18 protein-coding genes are annotated in these 21,370 nt (G+C 75.6%); 6 read left to right on the top strand and 12 right to left on the bottom strand.

From position 1 onward, the window contains the following. Nucleotides 1-167: 167 nt before the first annotated feature. Entirely contained in the window at nucleotides 168-992 is an 825-nt protein-coding gene (locus IEY94_RS19675) for a tryptophan 2,3-dioxygenase (protein WP_189171708.1), read from the bottom strand. A 110-nt stretch (nucleotides 993-1,102) separates the two neighbouring features. Beyond that, nucleotides 1,103-2,731 carry an L-glutamate gamma-semialdehyde dehydrogenase gene (gene pruA / locus IEY94_RS19670; RefSeq protein WP_189171707.1) on the bottom strand — a complete coding sequence of 543 codons (1,629 nt, stop codon included), beginning with the start codon at nucleotides 2,729-2,731 and terminating at the stop codon, nucleotides 1,103-1,105. Between the two features lie 124 nt (nucleotides 2,732-2,855). On the opposite strand from pruA, the gene IEY94_RS19665 reads away from it, so the two are divergent. Further along, complete coding sequence (locus IEY94_RS19665; RefSeq protein WP_189171706.1) at nucleotides 2,856-3,770, top strand: hypothetical protein; 915 nt, start codon at nucleotides 2,856-2,858, stop codon at nucleotides 3,768-3,770. Between the two features lie 57 nt (nucleotides 3,771-3,827). Here IEY94_RS19665 and IEY94_RS19660 read toward each other — a convergent pair whose 3' ends face one another. Then, on the bottom strand, nucleotides 3,828-4,331 hold the full coding sequence (locus IEY94_RS19660) for a DUF6912 family protein (protein ID WP_189171705.1): 504 nt from the start codon (nucleotides 4,329-4,331) through the stop codon (nucleotides 3,828-3,830). A 295-nt stretch (nucleotides 4,332-4,626) separates the two neighbouring features. Here IEY94_RS19660 and IEY94_RS19655 point away from each other — a divergent pair, with 295 nt between their 5' ends. Together IEY94_RS19655 and IEY94_RS19650 are read left to right on the top strand one after the other, a co-directional pair. Beyond that, complete coding sequence (locus tag IEY94_RS19655; RefSeq protein WP_189171704.1) at nucleotides 4,627-4,848, top strand: helix-turn-helix transcriptional regulator; 222 nt, start codon at nucleotides 4,627-4,629, stop codon at nucleotides 4,846-4,848. A 145-nt stretch (nucleotides 4,849-4,993) separates the two neighbouring features. Next, entirely contained in the window at nucleotides 4,994-5,602 is a 609-nt protein-coding gene (locus IEY94_RS19650) for an Rv3235 family protein (RefSeq protein ID WP_189171703.1), read from the top strand. A gap of 138 nt (nucleotides 5,603-5,740) precedes the next feature. Here IEY94_RS19650 and secA read toward each other — a convergent pair whose 3' ends face one another. After that, nucleotides 5,741-8,560 carry a preprotein translocase subunit SecA gene (gene secA / locus IEY94_RS19645; protein WP_189171702.1) on the bottom strand — a complete coding sequence of 940 codons (2,820 nt, stop codon included), beginning with the start codon at nucleotides 8,558-8,560 and terminating at the stop codon, nucleotides 5,741-5,743. 152 nt (nucleotides 8,561-8,712) lie between these two features. On the opposite strand from secA, the gene IEY94_RS19640 reads away from it, so the two are divergent. From IEY94_RS19640 to IEY94_RS19630, 3 genes are all read left to right on the top strand, one after another. Further along, nucleotides 8,713-9,921, top strand: coding sequence for a GNAT family N-acetyltransferase (locus tag IEY94_RS19640; RefSeq protein ID WP_189171701.1), 1,209 nt, complete (start codon nucleotides 8,713-8,715; stop codon nucleotides 9,919-9,921). A gap of 18 nt (nucleotides 9,922-9,939) precedes the next feature. Continuing rightward, complete coding sequence (locus IEY94_RS19635) at nucleotides 9,940-11,058, top strand: GNAT family N-acetyltransferase (protein WP_189171700.1); 1,119 nt, start codon at nucleotides 9,940-9,942, stop codon at nucleotides 11,056-11,058. A gap of 158 nt (nucleotides 11,059-11,216) precedes the next feature. Further along, entirely contained in the window at nucleotides 11,217-11,852 is a 636-nt protein-coding gene (locus IEY94_RS19630; RefSeq protein WP_189171699.1) for a DUF4360 domain-containing protein, read from the top strand. A gap of 47 nt (nucleotides 11,853-11,899) precedes the next feature. Here the strand turns inward: IEY94_RS19630 and hpf are convergent, their stop codons facing one another. The 8 genes from hpf to efeU all read right to left on the bottom strand — a co-directional run bounded on the left by hpf (nucleotide 11,900) and on the right by efeU (nucleotide 21,271). Beyond that, the gene (hpf, locus tag IEY94_RS19625) at nucleotides 11,900-12,490 is read right to left on the bottom strand and encodes a ribosome hibernation-promoting factor, HPF/YfiA family (RefSeq protein ID WP_189171698.1); all 591 of its coding nucleotides are present in this window, start codon (nucleotides 12,488-12,490) and stop codon (nucleotides 11,900-11,902) included. Between the two features lie 119 nt (nucleotides 12,491-12,609). Then, nucleotides 12,610-13,416 (bottom strand): ComF family protein, encoded by an 807-nt coding sequence (locus IEY94_RS19620; RefSeq protein ID WP_189171779.1) that lies wholly within the window; start codon nucleotides 13,414-13,416, stop codon nucleotides 12,610-12,612. 103 nt (nucleotides 13,417-13,519) lie between these two features. Further along, nucleotides 13,520-15,352 (bottom strand): LpqB family beta-propeller domain-containing protein, encoded by a 1,833-nt coding sequence (locus tag IEY94_RS19615; protein WP_189171697.1) that lies wholly within the window; start codon nucleotides 15,350-15,352, stop codon nucleotides 13,520-13,522. Continuing rightward, on the bottom strand, nucleotides 15,349-16,980 hold the full coding sequence (gene mtrB / locus IEY94_RS19610; RefSeq protein ID WP_189171778.1) for an MtrAB system histidine kinase MtrB: 1,632 nt from the start codon (nucleotides 16,978-16,980) through the stop codon (nucleotides 15,349-15,351). The genes IEY94_RS19615 and mtrB overlap by 4 nt, the downstream gene beginning before the upstream one ends. Before the next feature lie 160 nt (nucleotides 16,981-17,140). Beyond that, complete coding sequence (gene mtrA / locus IEY94_RS19605; protein ID WP_189171696.1) at nucleotides 17,141-17,830, bottom strand: MtrAB system response regulator MtrA; 690 nt, start codon at nucleotides 17,828-17,830, stop codon at nucleotides 17,141-17,143. Nucleotides 17,831-17,933: 103 nt separating this feature from the next. Further along, a complete protein-coding gene (efeB, locus tag IEY94_RS19600) occupies nucleotides 17,934-19,211 on the bottom strand; it encodes an iron uptake transporter deferrochelatase/peroxidase subunit (RefSeq protein WP_189171695.1) in 1,278 nt (425 codons plus the stop codon). A 55-nt stretch (nucleotides 19,212-19,266) separates the two neighbouring features. Further along, nucleotides 19,267-20,391, bottom strand: coding sequence for an iron uptake system protein EfeO (gene efeO / locus IEY94_RS19595; RefSeq protein WP_189171694.1), 1,125 nt, complete (start codon nucleotides 20,389-20,391; stop codon nucleotides 19,267-19,269). Between the two features lie 25 nt (nucleotides 20,392-20,416). Next, nucleotides 20,417-21,271, bottom strand: a complete 855-nt coding sequence (efeU, locus tag IEY94_RS19590; protein WP_189171693.1) for an iron uptake transporter permease EfeU — start codon at nucleotides 21,269-21,271, stop codon at nucleotides 20,417-20,419. Between the last annotated feature and the right edge of the window lie 99 nt (nucleotides 21,272-21,370).

Here is a 21,370-nt window from a genome sequence, read left to right as displayed (position 1 = left end):
AGGCGGCGGGGCCGTCTGGTACCCCGGCCGGCGCCGCCGGCGCCGCTCCACCACCGACACCCCCGGCGTGGCGCCGGACGGCGAACGGCCACGGACCGGGCGGCCGACGTCGGGCGACGGGGCCGCCGCCGGGCCGCGGCCGGGGCGTGCGGGGCGGGGCGGGGCGGTCAGAGGTGGGAGCGGAGTTCCCAGAGTTCCGGGTAGAAGCGGATCGGGGTGCGCGAGCGCAGGTAGTCGCCGCCCGCCGAGCCGCCCGTACCGATCTTGGTCCCGATCTGCCGCTCGGCCATGATCACGTGGCGGGACCGCCACAGCGCCCACGCCTGGTCGTGCGCCACCATGGCCTCGGCGAGGTCCCAGAGCGCGCCGTGCCGCTCCCGGTCGGCGGCGATCGCCCGGTACGCGGCCACCCGCTCGTCCTCGGTCCCGACCGGGAAGCCGGCCTTGACCAGTACGGCCAGGAACCCGTCCCACAGGCTCGGCTCGGCCAGCCGGCGGTTGAGCCGGGCCTGCTCCTCGTCCGAGAGGCCCTTGAACCGGCGCAGGTAGCCGGGGTCCTTGGCGCCGGACAGGAACTCGATCTCCCGGAACTGCGCCGACTGGAAGCCCGACGCCGGGGCCAGCTTGTGCCGGAACACCACGAAGTCCTGCGGGGTCATCGTGTCGATCACGTCGACCTGGCCGACCAGCGTCCGCTCGATCACGTGGCAGCGCTCCAGCCGGACCCGCGGCTGGTACGCCTCGCCGGCCAGCATCCGGTCCCGGGCGTCGGTCAGCTCGTGCAGAACGAGCTTGAACCACAGCTCGTACACCTGGTGGATCGTGATGAACAGCAGCTCGTCGTGGGCCGCCGGGTCGGACTCCAGCGCCTGCTGGGAGAGCAGCTCCCCCACCCGCAGGTAGGTGCCGTACGTCAGCCGCCCGCCCTGCTCGCCGAAGTCGACCAGGCCCTCGTTGGCGGTGCCGCCGTACTCGCTCTCACCGGTGCTCATGCTCGTGACGGTACGCCGATCATCGGCCCCGAAGTCAGTGCGATAGAGATCACAATTACGACGGCGGGCGGCGCCCCGGTCACCGGGGGCCGCCCGCCCATCGGCCCTGCTCAGTCCATGTGCGGGTACCGGTGGTCGACCGGCGCCGCGAAGGTCTCCTTGATCGTCCGCGGGGAGATCCAGCGGGCCAGGTTGTGCCAGGAGCCGGCCTTGTCGTTGGTGCCGGAGGCCCGGCCGCCGCCGAACGGCTGCTGCCCGACCACGGCCCCGGTCGGCTTGTCGTTGATGTAGAAGTTGCCGGCCGCGAAGCGCATCTCCTCGCTCACCTCGGCCACGATCCGCCGGTCCGTGGCGAAGACCGAGCCGGTGAGCGCGTACGGCGCCGCCGACTCCGCCTGGGCCAGCACCGACCGCCAGTCGGCGTCGTCGTAGACGTGCACGCCGAGGATCGGCCCGAAGTACTCGGTCGTGAAGACCTCGTGCGCCGGGTCGCTGCCCTCGACCACGGTCGGTCGGACGAAGTACCCCTCGCGGTCGTCGGCCGTGCCGCCGGCGACGACCGTGCAGCTCGACGAGTTCTTGATCCGGTCCAGCGCCTCGCTGTTGCGGGCGAAGGACCGCGCGTCGATCACCGCGCCGCCGAAGTTGGCGAAGTCGGTCACGTCGCCGTACGTCAGCGACTCCGCGGTGGCCGCCAGCCGGTCGCGCAGCCCGGCGCTCCACAGCGACCGCGGGACGTACGCCCGGGAGGCCGCCGAGCACTTCTGCCCCTGGTACTCGAACGCGCCCCGGATCAGCGCCGTGTGCAGCATGTCGGCGTCGGCGCTGGCGTGGGCGAAGACGAAGTCCTTGCCGCCGGTCTCGCCGACCAGCCGCGGGTACGTGCGGTACTTGTCGATGTTCTCGCCGACCGTCCGCCACAGGTGCTGGAACACCCGCGTCGAGCCGGTGAAGTGGATGCCGGCCAGGTCGGGGTCGGCCAGCGCCACGTCGGAGACCGCGATCCCGTCGCCGGTGACCAGGTTGATCACGCCGGGCGGCAGGCCGGCGGCCTCGAACAGCCGCATCGTGAAGTGCGCCGCGAACATCTGCGTCGACGCGGGCTTCCAGACCACCGTGTTGCCCAGCAGGGCCGGCGCGGCGGGCAGGTTGCCGGCGATCGCGGAGAAGTTGAACGGGGTGACCGCGTAGACGAAGCCCTCCAGCGGCCGGTGGTCGAACCGGTTCCACATGCCCGGCGAGGACAGCGGCTGCTCGGCCAGCAGCTTGCGCCCGAAGTGCACGTTGAACCGCAGGAAGTCGATCAACTCGCAGGCGGCGTCGATCTCGGCCTGGTAGCAGGTCTTCGACTGGCCGAGCATGGTCGCGCCGTTGAGCGTGTCCCGCCACGGCCCGGCCAGCAGGTCGGCGGCGCGCAGGAAGATCGCGGCCCGGTCCTCGTACGACAGCCGCCGCCACTGCGGTGCCGCCTCCCGGGCCGCGGCCACGGCGGCCTCGGCGTCGGCGTGGGTGGCGTTGCCCGCGACGCCGAGCACGTGCGCGTGCCGGTGCGGCTGGACCACGTCGAACCGGTCCCCGCCCGCCATCCGCTGCTCGCCGGCGATGGTCATGGGCAGGTCGAGCCGCTCGCCGGCCAGCTCGGCCAGCCGGGCCGCGAGGCTGTCGCGCTGCGGCGTGCCGGGGGCGTAGTCGCGCACCGGCTCGTTGCGCGGCTCGGGTACGGCGAACACGGAATCCATGGACACTCTCCTATTACGGAACCGGCGACGCCCTCATCCTGCCACGCCCGGCGGCCCGGGCCGCCACCCCTGTCAGCGACGCCGCGTAGCCTGGCGCCCACCGCTGCGGCAGGAGAGGACAAGCGTGACGCAGGAGACAATCGCGACCCCGGTGCCGGCCGCCGCGCCCCCGCCGTGGCCCGAGCGCCGGCCCGCCGCGCTGGCCCTGGCGGCCCTGGCCCTGGCCTGGCTCGCCGGCACGCTGATCTCCGCCCGGGCGACCGTCAGCGGGCAGACCGGCGCGGTCGCGCTGGCCGCCACGGCGTTCTCGCTGCCGGGCATCGTCGCCGCCGGGATCCTGGCCGGGGCGGCCGTCGCCCTGCTCGCGCTGCGGGCGGCCGACCCGCCGGCCGTACGGCCGGCGGCGGCCCGCTGCGCGCTGGCGCTGACCGCCGGGCTGCTCGTGGCCGGCGCGGCCGGCGGCGCGGTCGTGGCCGCCGCGGGCGGCGACCCGCACCGGACGCTGGTGGCCGCCACCCTGGCCGCCGCCGCCGTGGTGGGCGGCGGGCTGGCCTGGCCGCGGCTGCCCCGGGCGCTCGCCGCCGGGGTGCTGGCCGCGCTCGCGGTGTGCGCCGCCGGGCTGCTGCTCGGGCTGGCCAAGGAGCCGATCCGGGGCCTGCTCGGCGGCGGGGACGACCCCGCCGGCCGGGTCGCGGCCGAGGGGCGGTTCGCGGTGCTGTCCGCGGTGCTGTGCGGGCTGGTGGCCGGGGCGGTGGCGTTCGCCTGGCTGGGGCGGCGCGGCGGGCGGTGGCCGCGGTACCTGGTCGCCGGGGCGGCGCCCGGCCTGGTGCTGCTGGTCGGCGAGGCGCTCACCCGGGTCGGCGGGGCGAAGCTGATCGCGCTGACCCGCGGCCTGAGCGACGCCGACGCCACGCTCCAGGGCTGGCTGGACGGCTCCCGGCTGAACAACGCGCTGGTGGTGCTGTTCGTCGGTGCGATCACCGCGCTGATCCTGTTCGGCCGGACCCTGCCCCGCACCGTCCCGCCGCCGCCCGACTGACCCGCCCCGCACCCGCCGGCCGCGGCTCACCCGCCGCCGGCGGGCCGGGCCGGCGGGTCAGTCCAGGTGGGGCAGCTCCGTCGGGTCGTACCAGGCGAGGTCGTGGTCCTCGACCGCGTCGACGGTGAACCGGGCGTCCTCGTCCCCCGCCTCCGCCGCCGGCAGCGCGTCGACCGCGGCGGTCACGTCCGGCACCGCCTCCTCGGTGTCCAGGTGGATCGCCGCCACCGCCGCCAGCGGCACCGCGCCCGCGACGCCGACCTCGCTGCTGCCCAGCTCCCGGCCCCGGCCGTCGACCGCCGCCGGGGGCAGGTCGGCGGCGACGACCGCGCGGCGGCGCGGGGCGGCGGGGTCGGCGGCGAGCAGCGCCAGCGCGCCCTGCGCGGCCCGGGTGAAGGCGACGTACTCCAGCTCCTCCTCGTCGCCCTCGGCGTACCACTCGCGCAGCGCCGGGGTGACCGCGTGCGCGGCCGCGTCCGGTACGGGCAGCGCGCCGGTGTCGCGCAGCACGGCGAGCGTCGCCGCGGTCGCCGGCAGGTAGACGCGCGTGGCGTCGGCCATGGGGGATCACCTCGGTGCGGTCGGGGTACGGCCGTCGGGTTGCCGGCCCGGTGCGACACTAGTGCGCGGTGCGCCCGGCGCGGGCGGAGCCCGGCCCGATGTCGACCCGCCGGGTGGCACCGGGACCCGTGACCCGGTCGCCGGGCCGGGCGACACGGAGCCGGGGCGGTACCGGGTCGGGCGGGCGCGAAGCCGGTGGCACGGAGCCGGGCGGCGCGCGGTCGGGCGGTGCGGAGCCGGCTGGGCAGGGTCGGGCGGTGCGGAGCCGGGTGGGGCGGGCGGAGGGAGGTCCGGCGTGGAGTCGCGGTTTCTCCTGCTCGCCGATGTCGCGGCCGAGCTGAACGTGTCGGACTCGCAGGTGTACCACATGGTCCGCAGTGGCGAGCTGCCCGCGATCAAGATCGGCGGGCGCGGGCAGTGGCGGGTGGAGCGCGCGCAGTTGGAGGAGTACATCGCGCGCAAGTACGCCGAGACCGCCGCCTGGGTGCGGGACAACCCGCTCGGCGCCGAGGACTGACCCTCTTTTCTTCCCGCCCGCCGATGCGGGCGGGTGCGGCATTGACCACTTCGGACGGCGTTGCTAGCTTGTCGAAGGCAAACGTAGGCAAACGCAAGGATTCGCCGTACCCGGCCGGGGCGGGCGGATCCGTCCGGGGGTGCACATGCCGGCTGCCCGTACGGCGGTCCGGATCGGACCGTCCGCCGCGCCCGTCCGGATCCGGCGGGTGCCGCGCACCGAGCCGCCGTACGCCGACACCCGCGCCCCGGCGCCGGACGTCCCCGGCCAGCTCCCCCTCGCCGCCGCCGGCCGGCCGGCCGCCGCGGCGCGGCCGGCCGGCGATGGCGCGGCGGCCGGGCCGGGGGTGGGCGCGGAGCGGCTGGCGGCCTGGCGGTTCGCCACCCGGTACGCCGAGATCCTCGACGAGCGGCGGCCCGCCGGGCACCTCGCGCCGGTCGCCGACCCGGCGGCGCTGCCCGGCCTGCTCGCCGCGGCGCTGGACGGCCGGGCCCACCTGCGGGCGCTGCCCCGGCTGCCGCGGCCGGGCGCCGGGCGGGCCGGGCGGCGGCCCGCGGGGCGGCCGGGCGGGGGTCGGGTGCGGCTGGCCAGCCTGCACCTGTCCACGGTGCGGCCGGGCGTAGTGGAGGTGGCGGCGACGCTGGCGGTGCCGGGCGGGGCGCGGGCGCTGGCCTTCCGGTTGGAGCGGCGCGGCGAGGCCTGGCGCGCGACGGCGGCGGAGCTGATCGGCGCGACCCCGCGCCCGACGCCATGACGAAGGGCGCCCCGCGATGGGACGCCCTTCGAAAGATCAGCCAGACGGAAGCGCCGGCGTTGTCACGCCACCCCGGCTCAGACCGAGGCACCGCGGCAACGCTTGTACTTCCCGGCCGGCGTTGTCACGCCACCTCGGCTACGCCGAGGCACCGTGACAACGCTTGTACTTCTTGCCCGAGCCGCAGTAGCACGGCGCGTTGCGCGACGGCCCGCCGCCGCCCGACGTCCGCGCCGCCCCGCCCTCGCCGGCCGGCGTCTCCCGGGCCACCTGCGGGGCCCCGCTGCCGGCCGCGCCGTCGATCGTCGGCGCGGTGTACTGGAGGTTCCGCTGCCGGTCGCCGCCGCCCAGGCCCTTGGCCGAGATGCCCACCGGCGCCGCGTCGGCGTTGAGGTCGACCGCGGCCTCCGGGTCCAGGGTGATCTCCGGGGCCTCCTCGATCTTGACCTCGAGGTTGAACAGGAAGCCGACGGCCTCCTCCTTGATGCCCTCCATCATCTGCGCGAACATGTCGAAGCCCTCGCGCTGGTACTCCACCACGGGGTCGCGCTGGGCGTACGCCCGCAGGCCGACGCCCTCCTGGAGGTAGTCCATCTCGTACAGGTGCTCGCGCCACTTCCGGTCGATCACCGAGAGCAGCACCTGGCGCTCCAGCTCGCGCAGCGCCTCGGCGCCCAGCTCCTCCTCGCGGTTGGCGTACGCCTCCTGCGCGTCGGCCTTGATCCGCTCGACGAGGAAGTCGGTGTCCATGGCGGCGCGGTCGCCGGCCTCGTCCTCCAGCTCCTCGATGGTCACGCCGACCGGGTAGACCTGCTTGAGGCTGGTCCAGAGCTGGTCGAGGTCCCAGTCCTCGGGGTACTTCTCGGCCGTCGCGCCGGTGACGTACGCGGTGACCAGGTCGTCGATCATCGGCCGGACCTGGTCGTGCATGTCCTCGCCGTTGAGCACCCGGCGGCGCTCCTCGTAGATCACGACGCGCTGCTTGTTCATGACCTCGTCGTACTTGAGGACGTTCTTGCGGATCTCCGCGTTCTGCGCCTCGATCTGGGTCTGCGCGTTCTTGATCTGCTTCGAGACCATCTTGGACTCGATCGGCACGTCCTCCGGGACGTTCAGCCGAGTCATGATCGACTCGACGGCCGCGGACCGGAAGCGGCGCATCAGCTCGTCCTGCAGCGACAGGTAGAACCGGGACTCGCCAGGGTCGCCCTGCCGGCCGGAGCGGCCGCGGAGCTGGTTGTCGATCCGGCGGGAGTCGTGCCGCTCGGTGCCGAGCACGTACAGGCCGCCGGCGCCGGTGACCTCCTCGGCCTCCGCCCGACACTGCTCCTTGAACTGCGGCAGCACGTCGGCCAGCGCCTTCTCGTACTCCTCCGGCTGCTCCTCGGCGCTGACGCCGCGCTGGTGCAGCTCGGCCGCGGCCAGGTACTCGGGGTTGCCGCCCAGCAGGATGTCGGTGCCGCGGCCGGCCATGTTCGTCGCGACCGTGACGGCGGCCTTGCGGCCCGCCTGGGCGATGATCTCGGCCTCGCGGGCGTGGTACTTGGCGTTCAGCACGTTGTGCTGCACCCCGCGCCGGCGCAGGAGCTGGCTGAGGATCTCGGACTTCTCCACCGACACCGTGCCGACCAGCACCGGCTGGCCCTTGGCGTGCCGCTCGGCGATGTCCTCGACCAGCGCCTCGTACTTGGCCTTCTCGGTCCGGTAGATGACGTCGGACCGGTCGAGCCGCTGCATGTCCCGGTGGGTCGGGATGGTGACCACGCCGACCTGGTAGACCTTGTTGAACTCGCCGGCCTCGGTCTGCGCGGTACCGGTCATCCCGGACAGCTTGCCGTACAGCCGGAAATAGTTCTGGAGGGTGATCGTGGCGAGGGTCTGGTTCTCCTGCTTGATCTCCACCCCCTCCTTGGCCTCGATGGCCTGGTGCATGCCCTCGTTGTACCGGCGGCCGTGCAGGATGCGGCCGGTGAACTCGTCGACGATCAGCACCTCGCCGTCGTTGACGATGTAGTCCTTGTCCCGCTTGTACAGCTCCTTGGCCTTGATGGCGTTGTTCAGGTAGCCGACGAGCGGAGTGTTGACCGACTCGTACAGGTTGTCGATGCCCAGCCGGTCCTCGACCTTGGCCACGCCGCGCTCGGTGACGGCGATGGTGCGCTTGGCCTCGTCGACCTCGTAGTCGCCGGTGCCGGGCTGGCCGTCCTTGCCGGCCTCGCCGCGCTCCATCCGCTTGACCACCCGGGCGAACTCGCTGTACCAGCGGGCCGAGTGCTCGGCCGGGCCGGAGATGATCAGCGGGGTGCGGGCCTCGTCGATGAGGATCGAGTCGACCTCGTCGACGATGGCGAAGTTGTGGCTGCGCTGGACCAGGTCCTCGGCGGACCAGGCCATGTTGTCGCGCAGGTAGTCGAAGCCGAACTCGTTGTTGGTGCCGTACGTGATGTCGCACTCGTACGCGGCCCGGTGCTGGGCGGGGGTCTGGTTGGGCAGGATGACCCCGACGCTCAGCCCGAGGAAGCGGTGCACCCGGCCCATCCAGTCGGCGTCGCGCTGGGCCAGGTAGTCGTTGACGGTGATGACGTGCACGCCCTCGCCGGACAGCGCGTTGAGGTACGCCGGGAGCACGCAGGTCAGGGTCTTGCCCTCACCGGTCTTCATCTCGGCGATGTTGCCGAAGTGCAGCGCCGCGCCGCCCATGACCTGCACGTCGTAGTGCCGCTGGCCGAGCACCCGGGAGGCCGCCTCGCGGGCGACGGCGAACGCCTCGGGGAGCAGGGCGTCGAGCGACTCGCCGTCGGCGTGGCGGGACCGGAACTCCTCCGTCTGGGCCCGCAGCTCCTCGTCGGTCATGCCGGTGTAGTCGTCCTCGATCGAGTTGACCGCGTTGGCGACGGCCTTAAGCCGCCGCAGCAGGCGGCCCTCTCCGGCACGGAGGAGTTTTTCCAACATCGTCACGGCTCTGCGCTCCCTACCCTGTCAACCGCCCCATCGTAGGCGGACCCGCGGCCCCCGCGTCCACCGCGGGCAGAACCCGACACGACGGACACGACCGTACGCCGGTCGATAAACCGGTGGAGGCCGCCGGTCATTCCCGCGATGATCGGGCGATGGAGCCCCCGGAGATCGCCGCCGACGGCCTCGTACTGCGCCCCTGGCGCCCGGCCGACGCACCCGCGCTGACGGCCGCGTGCCAGGACCCGATGATCCCCCGGTTCACCACCGTCCCCAGCCCCTACCTGCGCGAACACGCCGACAGCTTCATCCTCGACGTGGCTCCCGCGGCGCTGGCGGCCGGCACCGGCGTGCACCTGGGCGTGTTCGCCGCCGACTCCGGCGCGCTGCTCGGGTCCTGCGGCCTGGTCCGGCTGGACCGCGCCGCCGGCGCGGCGGAAGTCGGATATTGGACAGCCGCGCCCGCCCGCGGCGCCGGGGTGGCCGAGCGGGCCGCCCGGGCTCTGCTGGGCTGGGCGTTTGCCACCCTCGGGCTCCGCCGGGTGGACTGGCGGGCCGATGTCGGCAACCACGCCTCCAAGCTCGTCGCCGCGCGGCTGGGCTTCCGGTTCGAGGGCGTCGGCCGGGCCGCGCCGCCGGAGGTCGATAAGTGGACCGCCACCCTGCTGGCCGGCGAGCTGACCGACGGCGGCCCGGACCGCCCCGCCGCGCCGGGCAGCGCCGCCGCCGCGCGGGCCGCCCTGTTCGGCGCGCCGCAGCCCACGCTGGCCGCGCGGACCGCCGGCGGCGAGCCGTTCACGCTGCGCCCGCCGCGCCCCGCCGACCGCGCCGACTGGATCGCCACGTACGCCGACCCGGACAGCCGGGAGTGGCTGTTCGACACCGGCCGCGAACCGGCCGAGCGGGCCGACGACTCGCTGCGCGCCGCCGCGGCGGGCTGGGCGGCCGGCGACCAGGTGATCATGGTCGCCGCGGACCCGGCCGACCGGTTCCTCGGGCACATGAAGCTGCTGGCCCTGGTCCCGGTGTGGCCGGGCGACTGGGGCTGCGGGTACGCCGTCGCGCCGCACGCCCGCGGCCGCGGGCTGGCCACGGCGATGCTGCGGGCGGCGTCGGACTGGGGGTTCGCGGCGCTGCGGCTGGACCGGATCGAGTGGCACGCCTACGTCGGCAACGAGGCGTCCCGGCGGGCGGCACTGCGGGCCGGCTTCGTCGAGGAGGGCGTCAGCCGGTTCCTCGACCGCGGCGCGCGGCGGGACTGCTGGCGGGCCGCCCGGCTCGCCACCGACCGGTGGGAGCCGGCCGCCGAGCGGGATCCCGGGCCGGCCGCCGGCCGGGAACCGGCGCGGGCCGAGCCCGCCTGACGCGGACGGGGGACGCACGTGGAACTGGCCGAGGTCGTGGACGGCGACGGGGTGCGGCTGCGCCCGTACCGGGAGGCGGACGCCCCGCGGGTGGTCGCCGGCGCCGGGGACCCGCAGACCCAGCGGTTCATGCCGGCGATGCCCCGGCCGTACGACGAGGGGATCGCCCTGGCCTGGGTGCGCGACGGCGCCGTCGCCGAGCGGGCCACCGGCCGGCACAGCTGGGCCATCGCCGACCCGGACACCGACGAGCTGCTCGGCGGGTTCGGGCTGCGGGTGTCCAACGACGGGCGGGCGCAGGCCGAGGTCGGGTACTGGATCTGCCCCGACGCCCGCCGCCGCGGCGTCGCCACCGCCGCGACCCGGGCCGCCGTCGCGCACGGCTTCGCCGCGGGCCTCGGCCGGATCGAGTTGCAGGCGCTGTGGGCGAACATCGGCAGCCAGCGGGTCGCCGCCGCGACCGGGTTCCGGCGCGAGGGCGAGCGCCGCGGCGTCCTGCGCGGCGTCGACGGGCGCCGGCACGACACCGTCGTGTGGGCCCGGCTGGCCACCGACGACGGGCGGCCGGTACCGCGGCTGCTGCCCGACCCGCCCGCGGCGGGGCTGACCGACGGCGTGGTCGCGCTGCGCCCGCTCGGCCCGGCCGACGCCGATGCCCTGCACGCGCTGCGCTCGCTGCCCGACGTGGTCGTCACGAGCGTGCCGCCGGTACCGCCGCCGCTGGCCGACACCGTCGAGCGGTGCGAGCGGGCCCCCGCGCACTGGCTCGCCGGGACCAGGGCCGACGTGCTGGTCCTCGACGCCGCGACCGGCGCGGTGGCCGGCGACCTGGGGCTGTACTACCGGGCGCCGCAGATCGGCGAGGCGATGATCGGGTACTCGCTGCTGCCGGCGTGGCGCGGCCGCGGGTACGCCACCCGGGCGGCGGCGCTGCTGGCCCGGTGGGCGTTCGACATCGGCATCGCGCGGCTGGTCGCGGGTGCCGGGCCGGACAACGTCGGCTCGCAGCGCACGCTGGAGCGGGCGGGCTTCCGGCGCGAGGGGTACGCGGTCGGGCAGCTCCCCGGCCCCGGCGGCCGGCGCACCGACGACGTGCTGTTCGCCCTGCTCCCGGAGTGGCTGCGCCCGGCACCCTGACGCCGGCCCGCCCCGCCCCGGCCGCGCCGAGGGGGTCGCGACGGATTGTGGCGAGGGACACGCTCGCCGTTACCGAACCGCGCGGCCGGGTAGCCCGGATGACGGAACCGTTGCCGAGCAGCAGAGGGCGGTGTCATCCGATGTCCGGAAAGTCGCTGATGAGGAACGGGGTCATGGCCCTGGCCGCGGGGGCGGGCGCGGCGGTGGCGGGCGCCGCCGCGGCGGCCCCGGCCGCGGACCCGCCGGCGCCCACCGCGGGCCCGGCCACCGTGGTCGGCGGCTCCGGCTGCGCGGGCGGGCACGAGGTCACACCGTACGCCGAGGGGCCCGGCCGGTACGCGTACCTGCTGGAGAAGTTCCACGCCTCGGTCGGCGACGAGCCCGGCCAGCGCCGGGTCGAGCGCACCTGCCGGGTGCGGCTGCCGATCACGCCGCCGGCGGGCGGGGCGTACCGGGTGACCGGGCTGCACGTCGAGGGCGCCGCCCTGCTGGCCGCGGACGCCACGGGCGAGGGGCGGCTGGACGCGTCCCTCGGTGCGGCGACCGTCTCGCTGCGCACGCCGCTGCACGGGCCGATGGTGGCCGAGTTCGGCCGCGGCGTGCCGTGGCGCACCCCGCCGCTGCCGGCGGGCCCGCCGCTCGCCGCGGCGTGCGGCGCGGCGGCGCCGCCGCTGGTGGTGGACGAGACGGTGACGGTCGCGACGACCGGTACGGCGGCGAGCTGGGTCTCCCCCGTGGCCGAGCCGGGGGTGAACGTGCTGCGCGTCGAGGTCGCGCCGGTGGCCTGCGGCTGACAATCGCGGGGCGGCGCGCACGCCGCCCCGCGATCAAGGGGTTCGCGTCAGGCGGGCTCGGCGAGCGACATGACGCCGTAGTCGTAGCCGCGCCGGCGGTAGACGACGCTCGGCCGGCCGCTCTCCTTGTCCAGGAACAGGTAGAAGTCGTGCCCGACCAGCTCCATCTGGAACAGGGCATCGTCGATCGTCATGGGGTCGGCCGGGTGCTCCTTCTCCCGGACGAGGTGCCACGGCTGGTCGTCGTGCGGCTCCTGGTCGGGGACCAGTGCGGGCACCGGCGGCGGCGTCCCGACCGTCGCGGCGACCTGCGCGATCGGCAACCGGTGACGGCGCTCCAGCCGCCGCCGGTCGGCCGACCGGCGCATCCGGGTGTCGACCTTGGCGATGGCGAGGTCCAGCGCGCTGTAGAAGTCCTTGGCGGTGGCCTCGGCGCGGATGACCGGTCCGCGCGTGAAGCAGGTGATCTCGATCCGTTGGCAGTTGTCGGCCTGCCGGGGGTTGCGTTCGTGATAAAGCTCGACGTCGATCCGGATCAGCTTCTGGTCGTACCGCTCGACCTTCTGCAGCTTCTCCGCGACATGCTCCCGATAGTGCTCGGGGACCTCGACGTTGCGGCCCTTGACGACAATCTCCACGTGACCTCCCGCTCGCTAGTGACCGGCTCGGTGGCCCGGGGAGAATTCCCCGGCGAGCGGCGTCACCGGGGCGGAATCCGTGTCGAGACCGGAGCCGGGGCGGAACCCGTACCTCGACGCTAGCCCGCGGTTCGGGGATCGTCATCCCAAGTTCGCATTACATTCCCCGGGAAATCTTCGCGTTGCCGCGGTATCCGGGGCTCCCGGCGGGGGACAATGGGGATCCGCCGCGGGGTGGCCGCCAGCACGGCCGCGCCGTGCGCCGGGGTGCCCGCGGCCCGCAGGACGGCCGCGCAGGCCGCCAGCGTCGCCCCCGTCGTCAGCACGTCGTCGACGATGACCAGCCGCCCCGCGCCGGGCGGCACCGGGCGGCGCAGGCCGATCGCCGCGCGGGCCACCGCCCGCCGCTCCGCCGCGCCGAGGCCCGCCGAGTCGGGGCGCTCGCCGGTGCGCAGCACCCGCGCCACCGCCGCCGGCACGCCGTCGGCGCGCAGCCGCCGCGCGGCCTGCCGGGCCACCCGGGCCAGGTGGTCGCCGAACCGCTCACGGGCCGCCCGGGCGGTACTCGGCACCGGTACCAGCAGCACCGGCCCCCGCCCCGGCGCGGCCGCCCGCACCGCGCCGGCCAGCAGCGCCCCGAGCGGGACGGCGAGCCGGTGCGCGCCGTGCTCCTTGTACGCCAGCAGCAGCCCGCGCAGCGCCCCACCGTAGCTGTCCACGGCGACGACCGGCGGCAGGCCGGGCGGCGCCGGGTCGGGCGCGACCGGGTGCGGCACGGCCGCCGCGCAGGCCCGCACGCACGCCGGGCACGCCTCGTACCGCAGGTCGCCGGCGCCGCCGCAGCCCGCGCAGCCGGCCGACAGCAGCAGGTCGCGCACGTCGGCGGCGACGCGCAGCCAGGACCGCGGCACCCGCGCCCCGACCATCACGCGGGCACCGGCTCGGCCACGGCCGGCTCGGCCCTCATGACCGGCCCGCCGCGGACCGGGGGCGGCGTGGCCGGCTCGGGGGCGGGCGGCTCGGGCATGGTCAGCTCAGGAAGAACGGGGCGGTCGGGTAGCCGAGCTTGTCGGCGTCCGGGCCGGGGGCCAGCACCCGCTCGGCGGTGACCGGGGCGCCGCCCAGCTCCTGGTAGCTGAGCCGGTTGGCCTCGTACATCAGCGGGCCCGGCGCGCTGCCGTCGGACGGGTCGTCGGCCACCCCGACGAGCTGCGTCACCGGTACCGTGCCGAGGCCCTGGGTGGGCAGTTGCAGCGGCTCCTGGAGCGCGCCGTCCGCGCTCATCGCCCACGCCTGGGTCTGCCCGATCCGCGGCTGCCGGCCGGTGACCGCGAACCGGCTCTGCTCGATCCAGGCCACCGCCGTCGGGTCGGTGAGCTGGCTGAGCGGCAGCCGGACCCGGTTGGCCAGCGACACGGTCGGCCCGTCGGCGGCGAGGCCGGCGGTGTAGAGCTGGCCGCCGGCGATGAACGCCACCCGGCGGCCGTCCGGGGCGACCGCGACCGCGGTGGTCCCGGCGGGCGCCCCGGCGACCGGGCGGACCGTGGACGTGCGGGGGCGCAGCGCGTACAGCCGGCCGTCGGCGATGACCAGCGCCAGCGCCCGGGTGGGTACCCACGCCGGCTGCCCGATCGCCCGCGCGCGCAGCAGGGTCGGCCGGACGTGCTGGAACAGGTTCGCGTCGCCGGTGCCGATGTCCACGGTGTACCGGCCGCGGCCGGCGACCCGGACGACCGCCGCGTACCGAGCGTTGCCGAGCCGCTGGTACGCGGCCTTGAGCACACCCCGGTACCCGGCCGGCAGCGACGGCACCGAGACCGCGCCGGGCGGCAGCGTGCCGATCTGCCGGACCCGGCCGCCCAGCACGCACAGCGGGGCCGGGTCCTGCGCCCGGTACGCGGCGTTCGCGGCCAGGTACCGGCTGTCCTCGTCGGTCACCCGGTCCCGGCCGACCTGCAACGACACCGGGTCGGCCCGGCCGGACGGCTCGGCCAGCGTCCAGCGGAGCTGGGTGGCGATCCGGGTGGCGTCGGTGAACGGCGCCCGGGACAGGTTGACCGTCCACCGGCTGCCGCCGGAGATCACGTTGCCGACCAGGTCCGCGTCGGTCGGCCGGACCACCGGCCGGATCAGCGGCGACGGGCCGGTGAGCAGCCACTGGACGAGCTGGGTGGCCCACTGGGCGCGCGGCACGTCGCGGCGGGACAGGTACCGCACGTCGGGCACGAGGTACTGCCCGTCGGTGGACCAGAAGTACAGCGTGCGCCGCTCGAAGTACTGCTGCAGGTCGGTGGTCGGCAGCAGCAGCACCGGCGGCGCGTCGGTGAGGTACAGGCCGTCGGGGCCGAGGCTGAGCCGGAACACGTACGTGCGCCGCTGCCGCTCCCGGGGCAGCACCACGCCCTTGTCGGACAGCTCGCCGAGGTGGATCACCTCGACGGTGGCGTCGAAGCCGCCGACCCGCTGGTCGATGATCGGCTTGCCCTCGACCTCGACCAGGTGCACGGTCGGCGGCGGCTGCCAGCGGTCGCGCAGCCGCGGGTCGGCGAACGTCCGGACGCGCGCGGCGGCCTGGCTCGGGTCGCCGGCGGTGGCCGAGAGCAGGTTGCGCAGGAACTCCTGCGGGTCGGTGATCGAGGCCCGCTCGGCCAGCGGCCACGTCCCCTCGTCGCCGGAGGGCACCTGCGCCTCGCCGACCCGCTCCTGCACGACGACGTCGCCGCTGCCGGGCACGCCGCAGCCGGCGAGCCCGAGCACCGCGGCGAGCAGCCAGCCGACGCGCCGCGCGGCCGCGCGGCGACCGGTCGTACCGCCGCCGGTCGCACCGCCGCCGGGTCGCGGGGCGCCCGCGCGCGGCCTCACGGCAGTGCCGCCGGGTCGTCCGGGCGGCCGACGCCCTCGGTGACGGCCGCGTCGGCCGGGACCAGCGGCAGCGGCGCGGCGATCAGCCGGTCGCCGCCGCGCAGCGGCAGGGTGAGCCGGAATTGCGCGCCGCCGCCGGGCGTGCCCCACGCCTCCAGCCAGCCGCCGTGCAGGCGCGCGTCCTCCAGGCTGATCGACAGGCCGAGGCCGGTGCCGCCGGTCTGCCGGGCGCGGGACGGGTCGGCCCGCCAGAACCGGCTGAACACGAGCTTCTCCTCCCCCGGCTTCAGGCCGACGCCGCGGTCCCGGACCGCGATCGCCACCGCGGCGTCGCCCGCGGCGAGCGTGACGTCGACCGGCCGCCCCTCGGCGTGCTCGATCGCGTTGCCGACCAGGTTACGCAGCACCCGCTCGATCCGGCGCGGATCAACGTCGGCGATCACGGAGCCGTCCGGCAGCGCGATCCGCACCGCGACGCCGGCCGAGGCGGCCAGCCCGTCGAACTGGTCGACCACCCGGCGCAGCACGGCGACGATGTCGGTGGGCTCCAGGTCGAGGACCGCGAAGCCGGCGTCGAACCGGCTGATCTCCAGCAGGTCCGAGAGCAGGCTCTCGAACCGGTCCAGCTCGGCCTGGAGCAGCTCGGCGCTGCGCTGCACGGCCGGGTCGAACGTCTCCCGCTCGCTGAAGATCAGGTCGGCGGCCATCCGGACGGTGGTCAGCGGGGTGCGCAGCTCGTGCGAGACGTCCGAGGTGAACCGGCGCTGGAGCCGGGACATCTCCTCCAGCCGGACGATCTGCCGCTGGAGGTTCGCCGCCATCTGGTTGAACGACGCCGCGAGCAGCGCCAGGTCGTCCTCGCCGTGCACACTCATCCGCTGGTCGAGCAGGCCGGCGGAGAGCCGCTGCGCGGTCCGGGCGGCCACCCGGACCGGGTTCACCACCATCCGGGTGACGAGGTTGGCCAGGACCGCGAGCAGGGCGATCAGGGCGATCCCGGTCACCAGTACGGTGAGCTGGATCTGCCGGGCGAAGTCGTCCTGGGTGGTCAGCGGCCAGAAGTAGTACAGCTCCAACTTGCCGAACCGGGTGGGCAGCGGCGCGCCGTACACGAGGTACTTCATCGGCTCGCCGGTCACGTTGGCGGTCCGCACCTGGTACGCCATCCGGTTCTCCTCGGCGACCTGGCGCTCCAGCTCGGGGCTGATCAGCGGGCTCACGTCGACCGCGCCCTGCGACGCCTGCACCGGCAGCGACGGCAGGCCGCGCGACTTGAACGCGACGATCGGGTCGCCGGGCTGGCTGGAGCTGCCGGCCAGGAAGAACGCGGCGTCGGACAGGGTCGCCGGCAGCCGCGGGTCGGCCGGGTGGCCGTGCACCGAGACCTGGTCCTTGGCGTACGTGACGCCGGAGGCGATCCGGGTGCGCACGTCGGCGGCGGTGCCCTCGATGAGGATCCGGCCGGACCGCCAGGCCACCAGGTACCCGAAGGAGGCGACCAGCACGGTCGCCGCGACCATGGTGATCGACACCATCCGGACGCTGAGCGAGCGCCGCCAGACCAGCCGCAGCGCGGCGACGAGCCGGCGCAGCCGGTGCCGGCCGCGGCGCACGGCGAGCCGGGCCATGCGCACGGCGAGCCGGACCGCCCGGCGTACGGGCGGCCGGCGCGCGGTGAGCCGGCGCAGCAGCCCGGCCGGTACCGGTCGGGGCGCGGGCGTCGGCGACTCGGGCGACTCGGACTCCGGCACGGCGGCATCGACGGACGGTGTCACGGTGCCCTCCAGGCTAGCCCGTGCCGGCCTTGTACCCCACGCCCCGCACGGTCAGAATGATCTCCGGCCGCTCCGGGTCCGGTTCGATCTTGGCGCGGAGGCGCTGGACGTGCACGTTCACCAGCCGGGTGTCGGCGGCGTGCCGGTACCCCCAGACCTGCTCCAGCAGGACCTCCCGGGTGAACACCTGGCGCGGCTTGCGGGCCAGGGCCACGAGCAGGTCGAACTCCAGCGGGGTCAGCTTCACCTCGGCGTCGTCCCGGGTGACGGTATGCGCCGGTACGTCGATGGTGATCTGGTTGCCGGTCGGGCCGACGGTGAGCACCTCGGGCGCGGCGTCCTCGCCCCGGCGCAGCCGGGCCCGCATCCGGGCGACCAGCTCCTTGGGCTTGAACGGCTTGACCACGTAGTCGTCGGCGCCGGACTCCAGCCCGAGCACCACGTCCACGGTGTCGCTCTTGGCGGTCAGCATGACGATCGGCAAACCGGACTCGGCCCGGATGGCCCGGCAGACGTCGATCCCGCTCATTCCGGGCAGCATCAGGTCGAGCAGGACGATGTCGGGGCGGGCGTCCCGGAACGCGGCCAGCGCCCGCTCGCCGTCGGCGACGAACGAGGGCTGGAAGCCCTCGCTGCGCAGCACGATCCCCAGCATCTCGGCCAGGGCCGGATCGTCGTCGACCACCAGAACGCGCGCTCTCATGGCGTCCAATATTCCACCTCGCGCCGCGGGCGTGGTGCCCGCCGCCCCGAGCGGCGGCGCGGCCGGGCCGGTTCGCACCCGCGCGGGTGCTCCCGCCCGCCGGTCAGCCGAACAGCGCCCGGCCCCAGAAGTCGCCCGGCTCGCGCACGCCCGGCGGGCAGGCGAACACGGCACTGCCGACGTGCCGGATGTACTCGTTGAGCACGTCGGCCCGGGCCAGCGCCCGCTGGACCGGGACGAACGACCGGCGCGGGTCGCGCTGGAAGGCGAGGAAGAACAGGCCCGCGTCGAGCCGGCCGAGGCCGTCGGAGCCGTCGACGAAGTGGTACCCGCGGCGCAGCATCCGGGCGCCGGCGTTGTGGTCGGGGTGGGCCAGCCGGACGTGCGCGACCGCGGGGATCACCGGCTCGCCGTCGCCGCCGGCCGCGGCGAAGTCGGGGCGGTCGAACTCGTCCCGGCCGCCCAGCGGGGCGCCGCTGCCCTTGGTCCGGCCGATGATCGTCTCCTGCTCGCCGAGCGGGGTGCGGTCCCAGGTCTCGATCATCATCCGGATCCGCCGGGCCACCAGGTAGGAGCCGCCGGCCAGCCAGGGCGGGCCGTCGGCCGGCTGCACCCACAGGTGCTCGTCCAGCAGCGCGCCGTCCTCGGCGCGCAGGTTGGCCGTACCGTCCTTGAAGCCCATCAGGTTGCGCGGCGTGGCCTGCGCCCGGGTGGTGGCCGACGTCCGTCCGAAGCCGAGCTGGGACCAGCGCAGCGACACCGTGCCGAAGCCGATCCGGGCCAGGTTGCGGATCGCGTGGACGGCGACCTGCGGGTCGTTCGCGCACGCCTGCACGCACAGGTCGCCGCCGGAGAACGCCGGCTCCAGCCGGTCGCCGGGGAAGTGCGGCAGCGGGGCGAGCCCGGCCGGCTCGCGGGCGGCCAGGCCGAACCGGTCCCGCCCGGCGGCGTCCCGGAACAGCGTGGCGCCGAAGCCGACGGTGAGGGTGAGCTGGGCCGGCGGCAGGCCGAGCGCCTCGCCGGTGTCGTCCGGCGGGGCCTCGGGGCGGCCGCCGACCGCGCCGGCCGGGCCGGCGTCGCGGCCGGCGGCCAGCCGCTCGGCGGCGGCCGTCCAGTCGCGCAGCAGCGCGACCAGCTTGTCCCGGTCGGCGGTGACCACGTCGAACGCGGCGAAGTGCAGCCGGTCCTGCGCGGCGGTGACGATGCCGGCCTGGTGCGCGCCGTGGAACGGCACCGCGTCCGCGGCCGGCGACGGGTGCTCGGTGGCCAGCGCGTCGCGGGCCAGGGCGCCGCCGGCCGCGGCCACCCCGACCGCGCCGACCACCCCCGCGCCGGCGATGAGCCGGCGCCGGCGGACCCCGGCGGGCTGCGCGTCGCTCATGTCCCCTCCCGGACGGTCACCGACCCGGCCCGGCGGGGCGGGGTCGGGTCGGCGGTCAGCGGCTGACGACCGCCGCCACCCGGCTCACCGGCTCGGCGAGCGCGTTGATGGCGTCGGACAGCTTCTTCAGGTCGGCCTTGGTGAGCTGGTTGTGCAGCTTCCAGCCGGCGCCGGCGCGGTGCCGGTCCAGCTCCGCCGAGGCGGCGGCGAACGCGGCGTCGAGCTGGCCGACCAGGGCGCTGTCGCGCTGGGTGAGGACGGGGCGCAGGGCGTCGATCGCGGCCCTGCTGCCGTCCAGGTTGGCCTTGAAGTCCCACAGGTCGGTGTGCGAGAAGAAGTCCTCCTCGCCGGTGATCTTGCCGGTGGCGACCTCGTCCAGCAGCTCCTTGGCGCCGTTGGCGAGCTGGAGCGGGGTCAGCGCCTCGGCGTTGGCCTTGGCGACGATCTCCTTGACGTCGACCAGCAGCCGGTCGGCGGTCGGCCCGGACCTCGCCACCGACTTGGCGACCCACAGGTCCTTCTCGATCCGGTGGAAGCCGGTGAACGCCTGGCCCGGCTCCAGGTCGGCCTCGCGGGCGTCGATCCGCGGGTCCAGGTCGCCGAAGATCTCGGCCACCGGCTCGATCCGCTCCCACGGCTCGCGGGCCCGCGGGAACAGCTCCTTGGCCGCGGCGATCCGGTTGCCCTTGACCGCGGCGACGAACTGCTCGGTCAGCGTGAGGAGCTGGGCGGTCTGCTCCTTGACGTACGCCCGGTACCGGGCCACCGCCGCGGTCAGCTCCGGGTCGACGGCCGGGTCGGCGCCGGTCGCGGTGACGGTGAACGCGGTCCGGATGCCGTCGCCGACCATGCCCGGCTTGCAGGCGGTCTGGTACGGCCCGGCGGCGAGCTGCACCCGCAGCTCCCGGCTCACGCCCGGCGCGATGTTCTCCACCTCGCCGGCGATCTTGTCGCCGGGGGCGTACACGTAGAACTCGGTGACCTTGCTGCCGGTGTTGCGCACGCTGAACACGACCGTACCGGCGGGGGCGTCGGAGCGGCCGATCTCGCAGCCGGAGTCGGTCGAGGTGACGGCGATGGCGTCGGCGGCGGGGCCGGTCGGCCCGTCGCCGCCGCAGCCCGCGAGGCTCGCGGCCAGCGTGCCGGCGGCGAGCAGGGACAGGGTACGGGTCGCGCGCATGGCTCTCCTCGGTGCGGGGTTGTGCTCAGCCGGCGGCCGGCGCGGCGGCCGGCCGGTCGGGGGTCGCCGCCGGCCGGCGGCCGGGCAGCAGGAACAGGAGCATGGTCGGGACGACGTAAGCGACCCAGGCGACCACCTCGGCCACCGTGGCCCGCGGGGTCAGGTTGAACATGCCGGCGAGCAGCGTCGCCCACCACGAGCCGGGGTCCACGCTGCGGGTCAGGTCGAAGGCGATGACGTTGAGGCCCGGCAGCCGGCCGGACTCCTGGAAGTCGTGCACGCCGTACTTGAGGATGCCGCCGGCGACCAGCACCAGCAGCGCCCCGGTCCAGGTGAAGAAGGTGGTCAGGTTGATCCGCACCGCCGTCGCGTACAGCAGGTAGCCGATGCCGATCGCGGTCAGCACGCCGAGCGTGATCGCGATCAGCGGCACGGCGCTGGTCGTGCCCTGGACGGCGGAGAAGAACAGCAGCGCGGTCTCCAGGCCCTCCCGGACGACCGCGAGCAGGGTGAAGCCGGCGACGGCGACCGGCCCGACGGCGATGGCCCGGTCCAGGCCGGCGCGGAGCTGGCCGCCCATGGCCCGGGCGGCGCGGCGCATCCAGAAGATCATCCAGGTGACGAAGACGACCGCGAGCACCGAGGCGACGGCCTCGAACAGCTCCTGGTCCTGCCCGCGGATCGAGGCGCTGGTGTACGTCAGCAGCGTGCCGGCGGCGACCGACAGCGCGACGGCCACGCCGGCGCCGAGCCAGACCGGCGGGAGCAGCTTGCGCCGGTCGGACTTGACCAGGAACGCGACGAGGATGCTCACCACGAGGGTCGCCTCCAGCCCCTCGCGGAGGCCGATGAGGTAGGTGGCGAACGATGCCTGGTTCATGGGCGCGCTCCGCGGCCGGAGGATGTCGGTCACGCCCGGCCGGGAGGGTCGGGCCACCCGGCGACCGGGCGCCCGCAGCAGTGCTGACCGGCCGCCCGG

Source organism: Pilimelia anulata (assembly GCF_014647895.1).
In the GTDB taxonomy this organism is placed as follows: domain Bacteria; phylum Actinomycetota; class Actinomycetes; order Mycobacteriales; family Micromonosporaceae; genus Pilimelia; species Pilimelia anulata.
The sequence above is the reverse complement of the archived record's forward strand: the minus strand, read 5'-3'. Positions and strand labels throughout refer to the sequence as shown.

Excerpts from the sequence above, each read along its gene's own strand:
- IEY94_RS19675 (WP_189171708.1), bottom strand. The coding sequence starts at position 992 with ATGAGCACCGGTGAGAGCGAGTACGGCGGCACCGCCAACGAGGGCCTG.
- pruA (WP_189171707.1), bottom strand. The coding sequence starts at position 2,731 with ATGGATTCCGTGTTCGCCGTACCCGAGCCGCGCAACGAGCCGGTGCGC.
- IEY94_RS19660 (WP_189171705.1), bottom strand. The coding sequence starts at position 4,331 with ATGGCCGACGCCACGCGCGTCTACCTGCCGGCGACCGCGGCGACGCTC.
- IEY94_RS19650 (WP_189171703.1), top strand. The coding sequence starts at position 4,994 with ATGCCGGCTGCCCGTACGGCGGTCCGGATCGGACCGTCCGCCGCGCCC.
- IEY94_RS19640 (WP_189171701.1), top strand. The coding sequence starts at position 8,713 with ATGGAGCCCCCGGAGATCGCCGCCGACGGCCTCGTACTGCGCCCCTGG.
- IEY94_RS19630 (WP_189171699.1), top strand. The coding sequence starts at position 11,217 with ATGAGGAACGGGGTCATGGCCCTGGCCGCGGGGGCGGGCGCGGCGGTG.
- IEY94_RS19620 (WP_189171779.1), bottom strand. The coding sequence starts at position 13,416 with ATGGTCGGGGCGCGGGTGCCGCGGTCCTGGCTGCGCGTCGCCGCCGAC.
- mtrB (WP_189171778.1), bottom strand. The coding sequence starts at position 16,980 with ATGGCCCGGCTCGCCGTGCGCCGCGGCCGGCACCGGCTGCGCCGGCTC.
- mtrA (WP_189171696.1), bottom strand. The coding sequence starts at position 17,830 with ATGAGAGCGCGCGTTCTGGTGGTCGACGACGATCCGGCCCTGGCCGAG.
- efeB (WP_189171695.1), bottom strand. The coding sequence starts at position 19,211 with ATGAGCGACGCGCAGCCCGCCGGGGTCCGCCGGCGCCGGCTCATCGCC.
- efeO (WP_189171694.1), bottom strand. The coding sequence starts at position 20,391 with ATGCGCGCGACCCGTACCCTGTCCCTGCTCGCCGCCGGCACGCTGGCC.
- efeU (WP_189171693.1), bottom strand. The coding sequence starts at position 21,271 with ATGAACCAGGCATCGTTCGCCACCTACCTCATCGGCCTCCGCGAGGGG.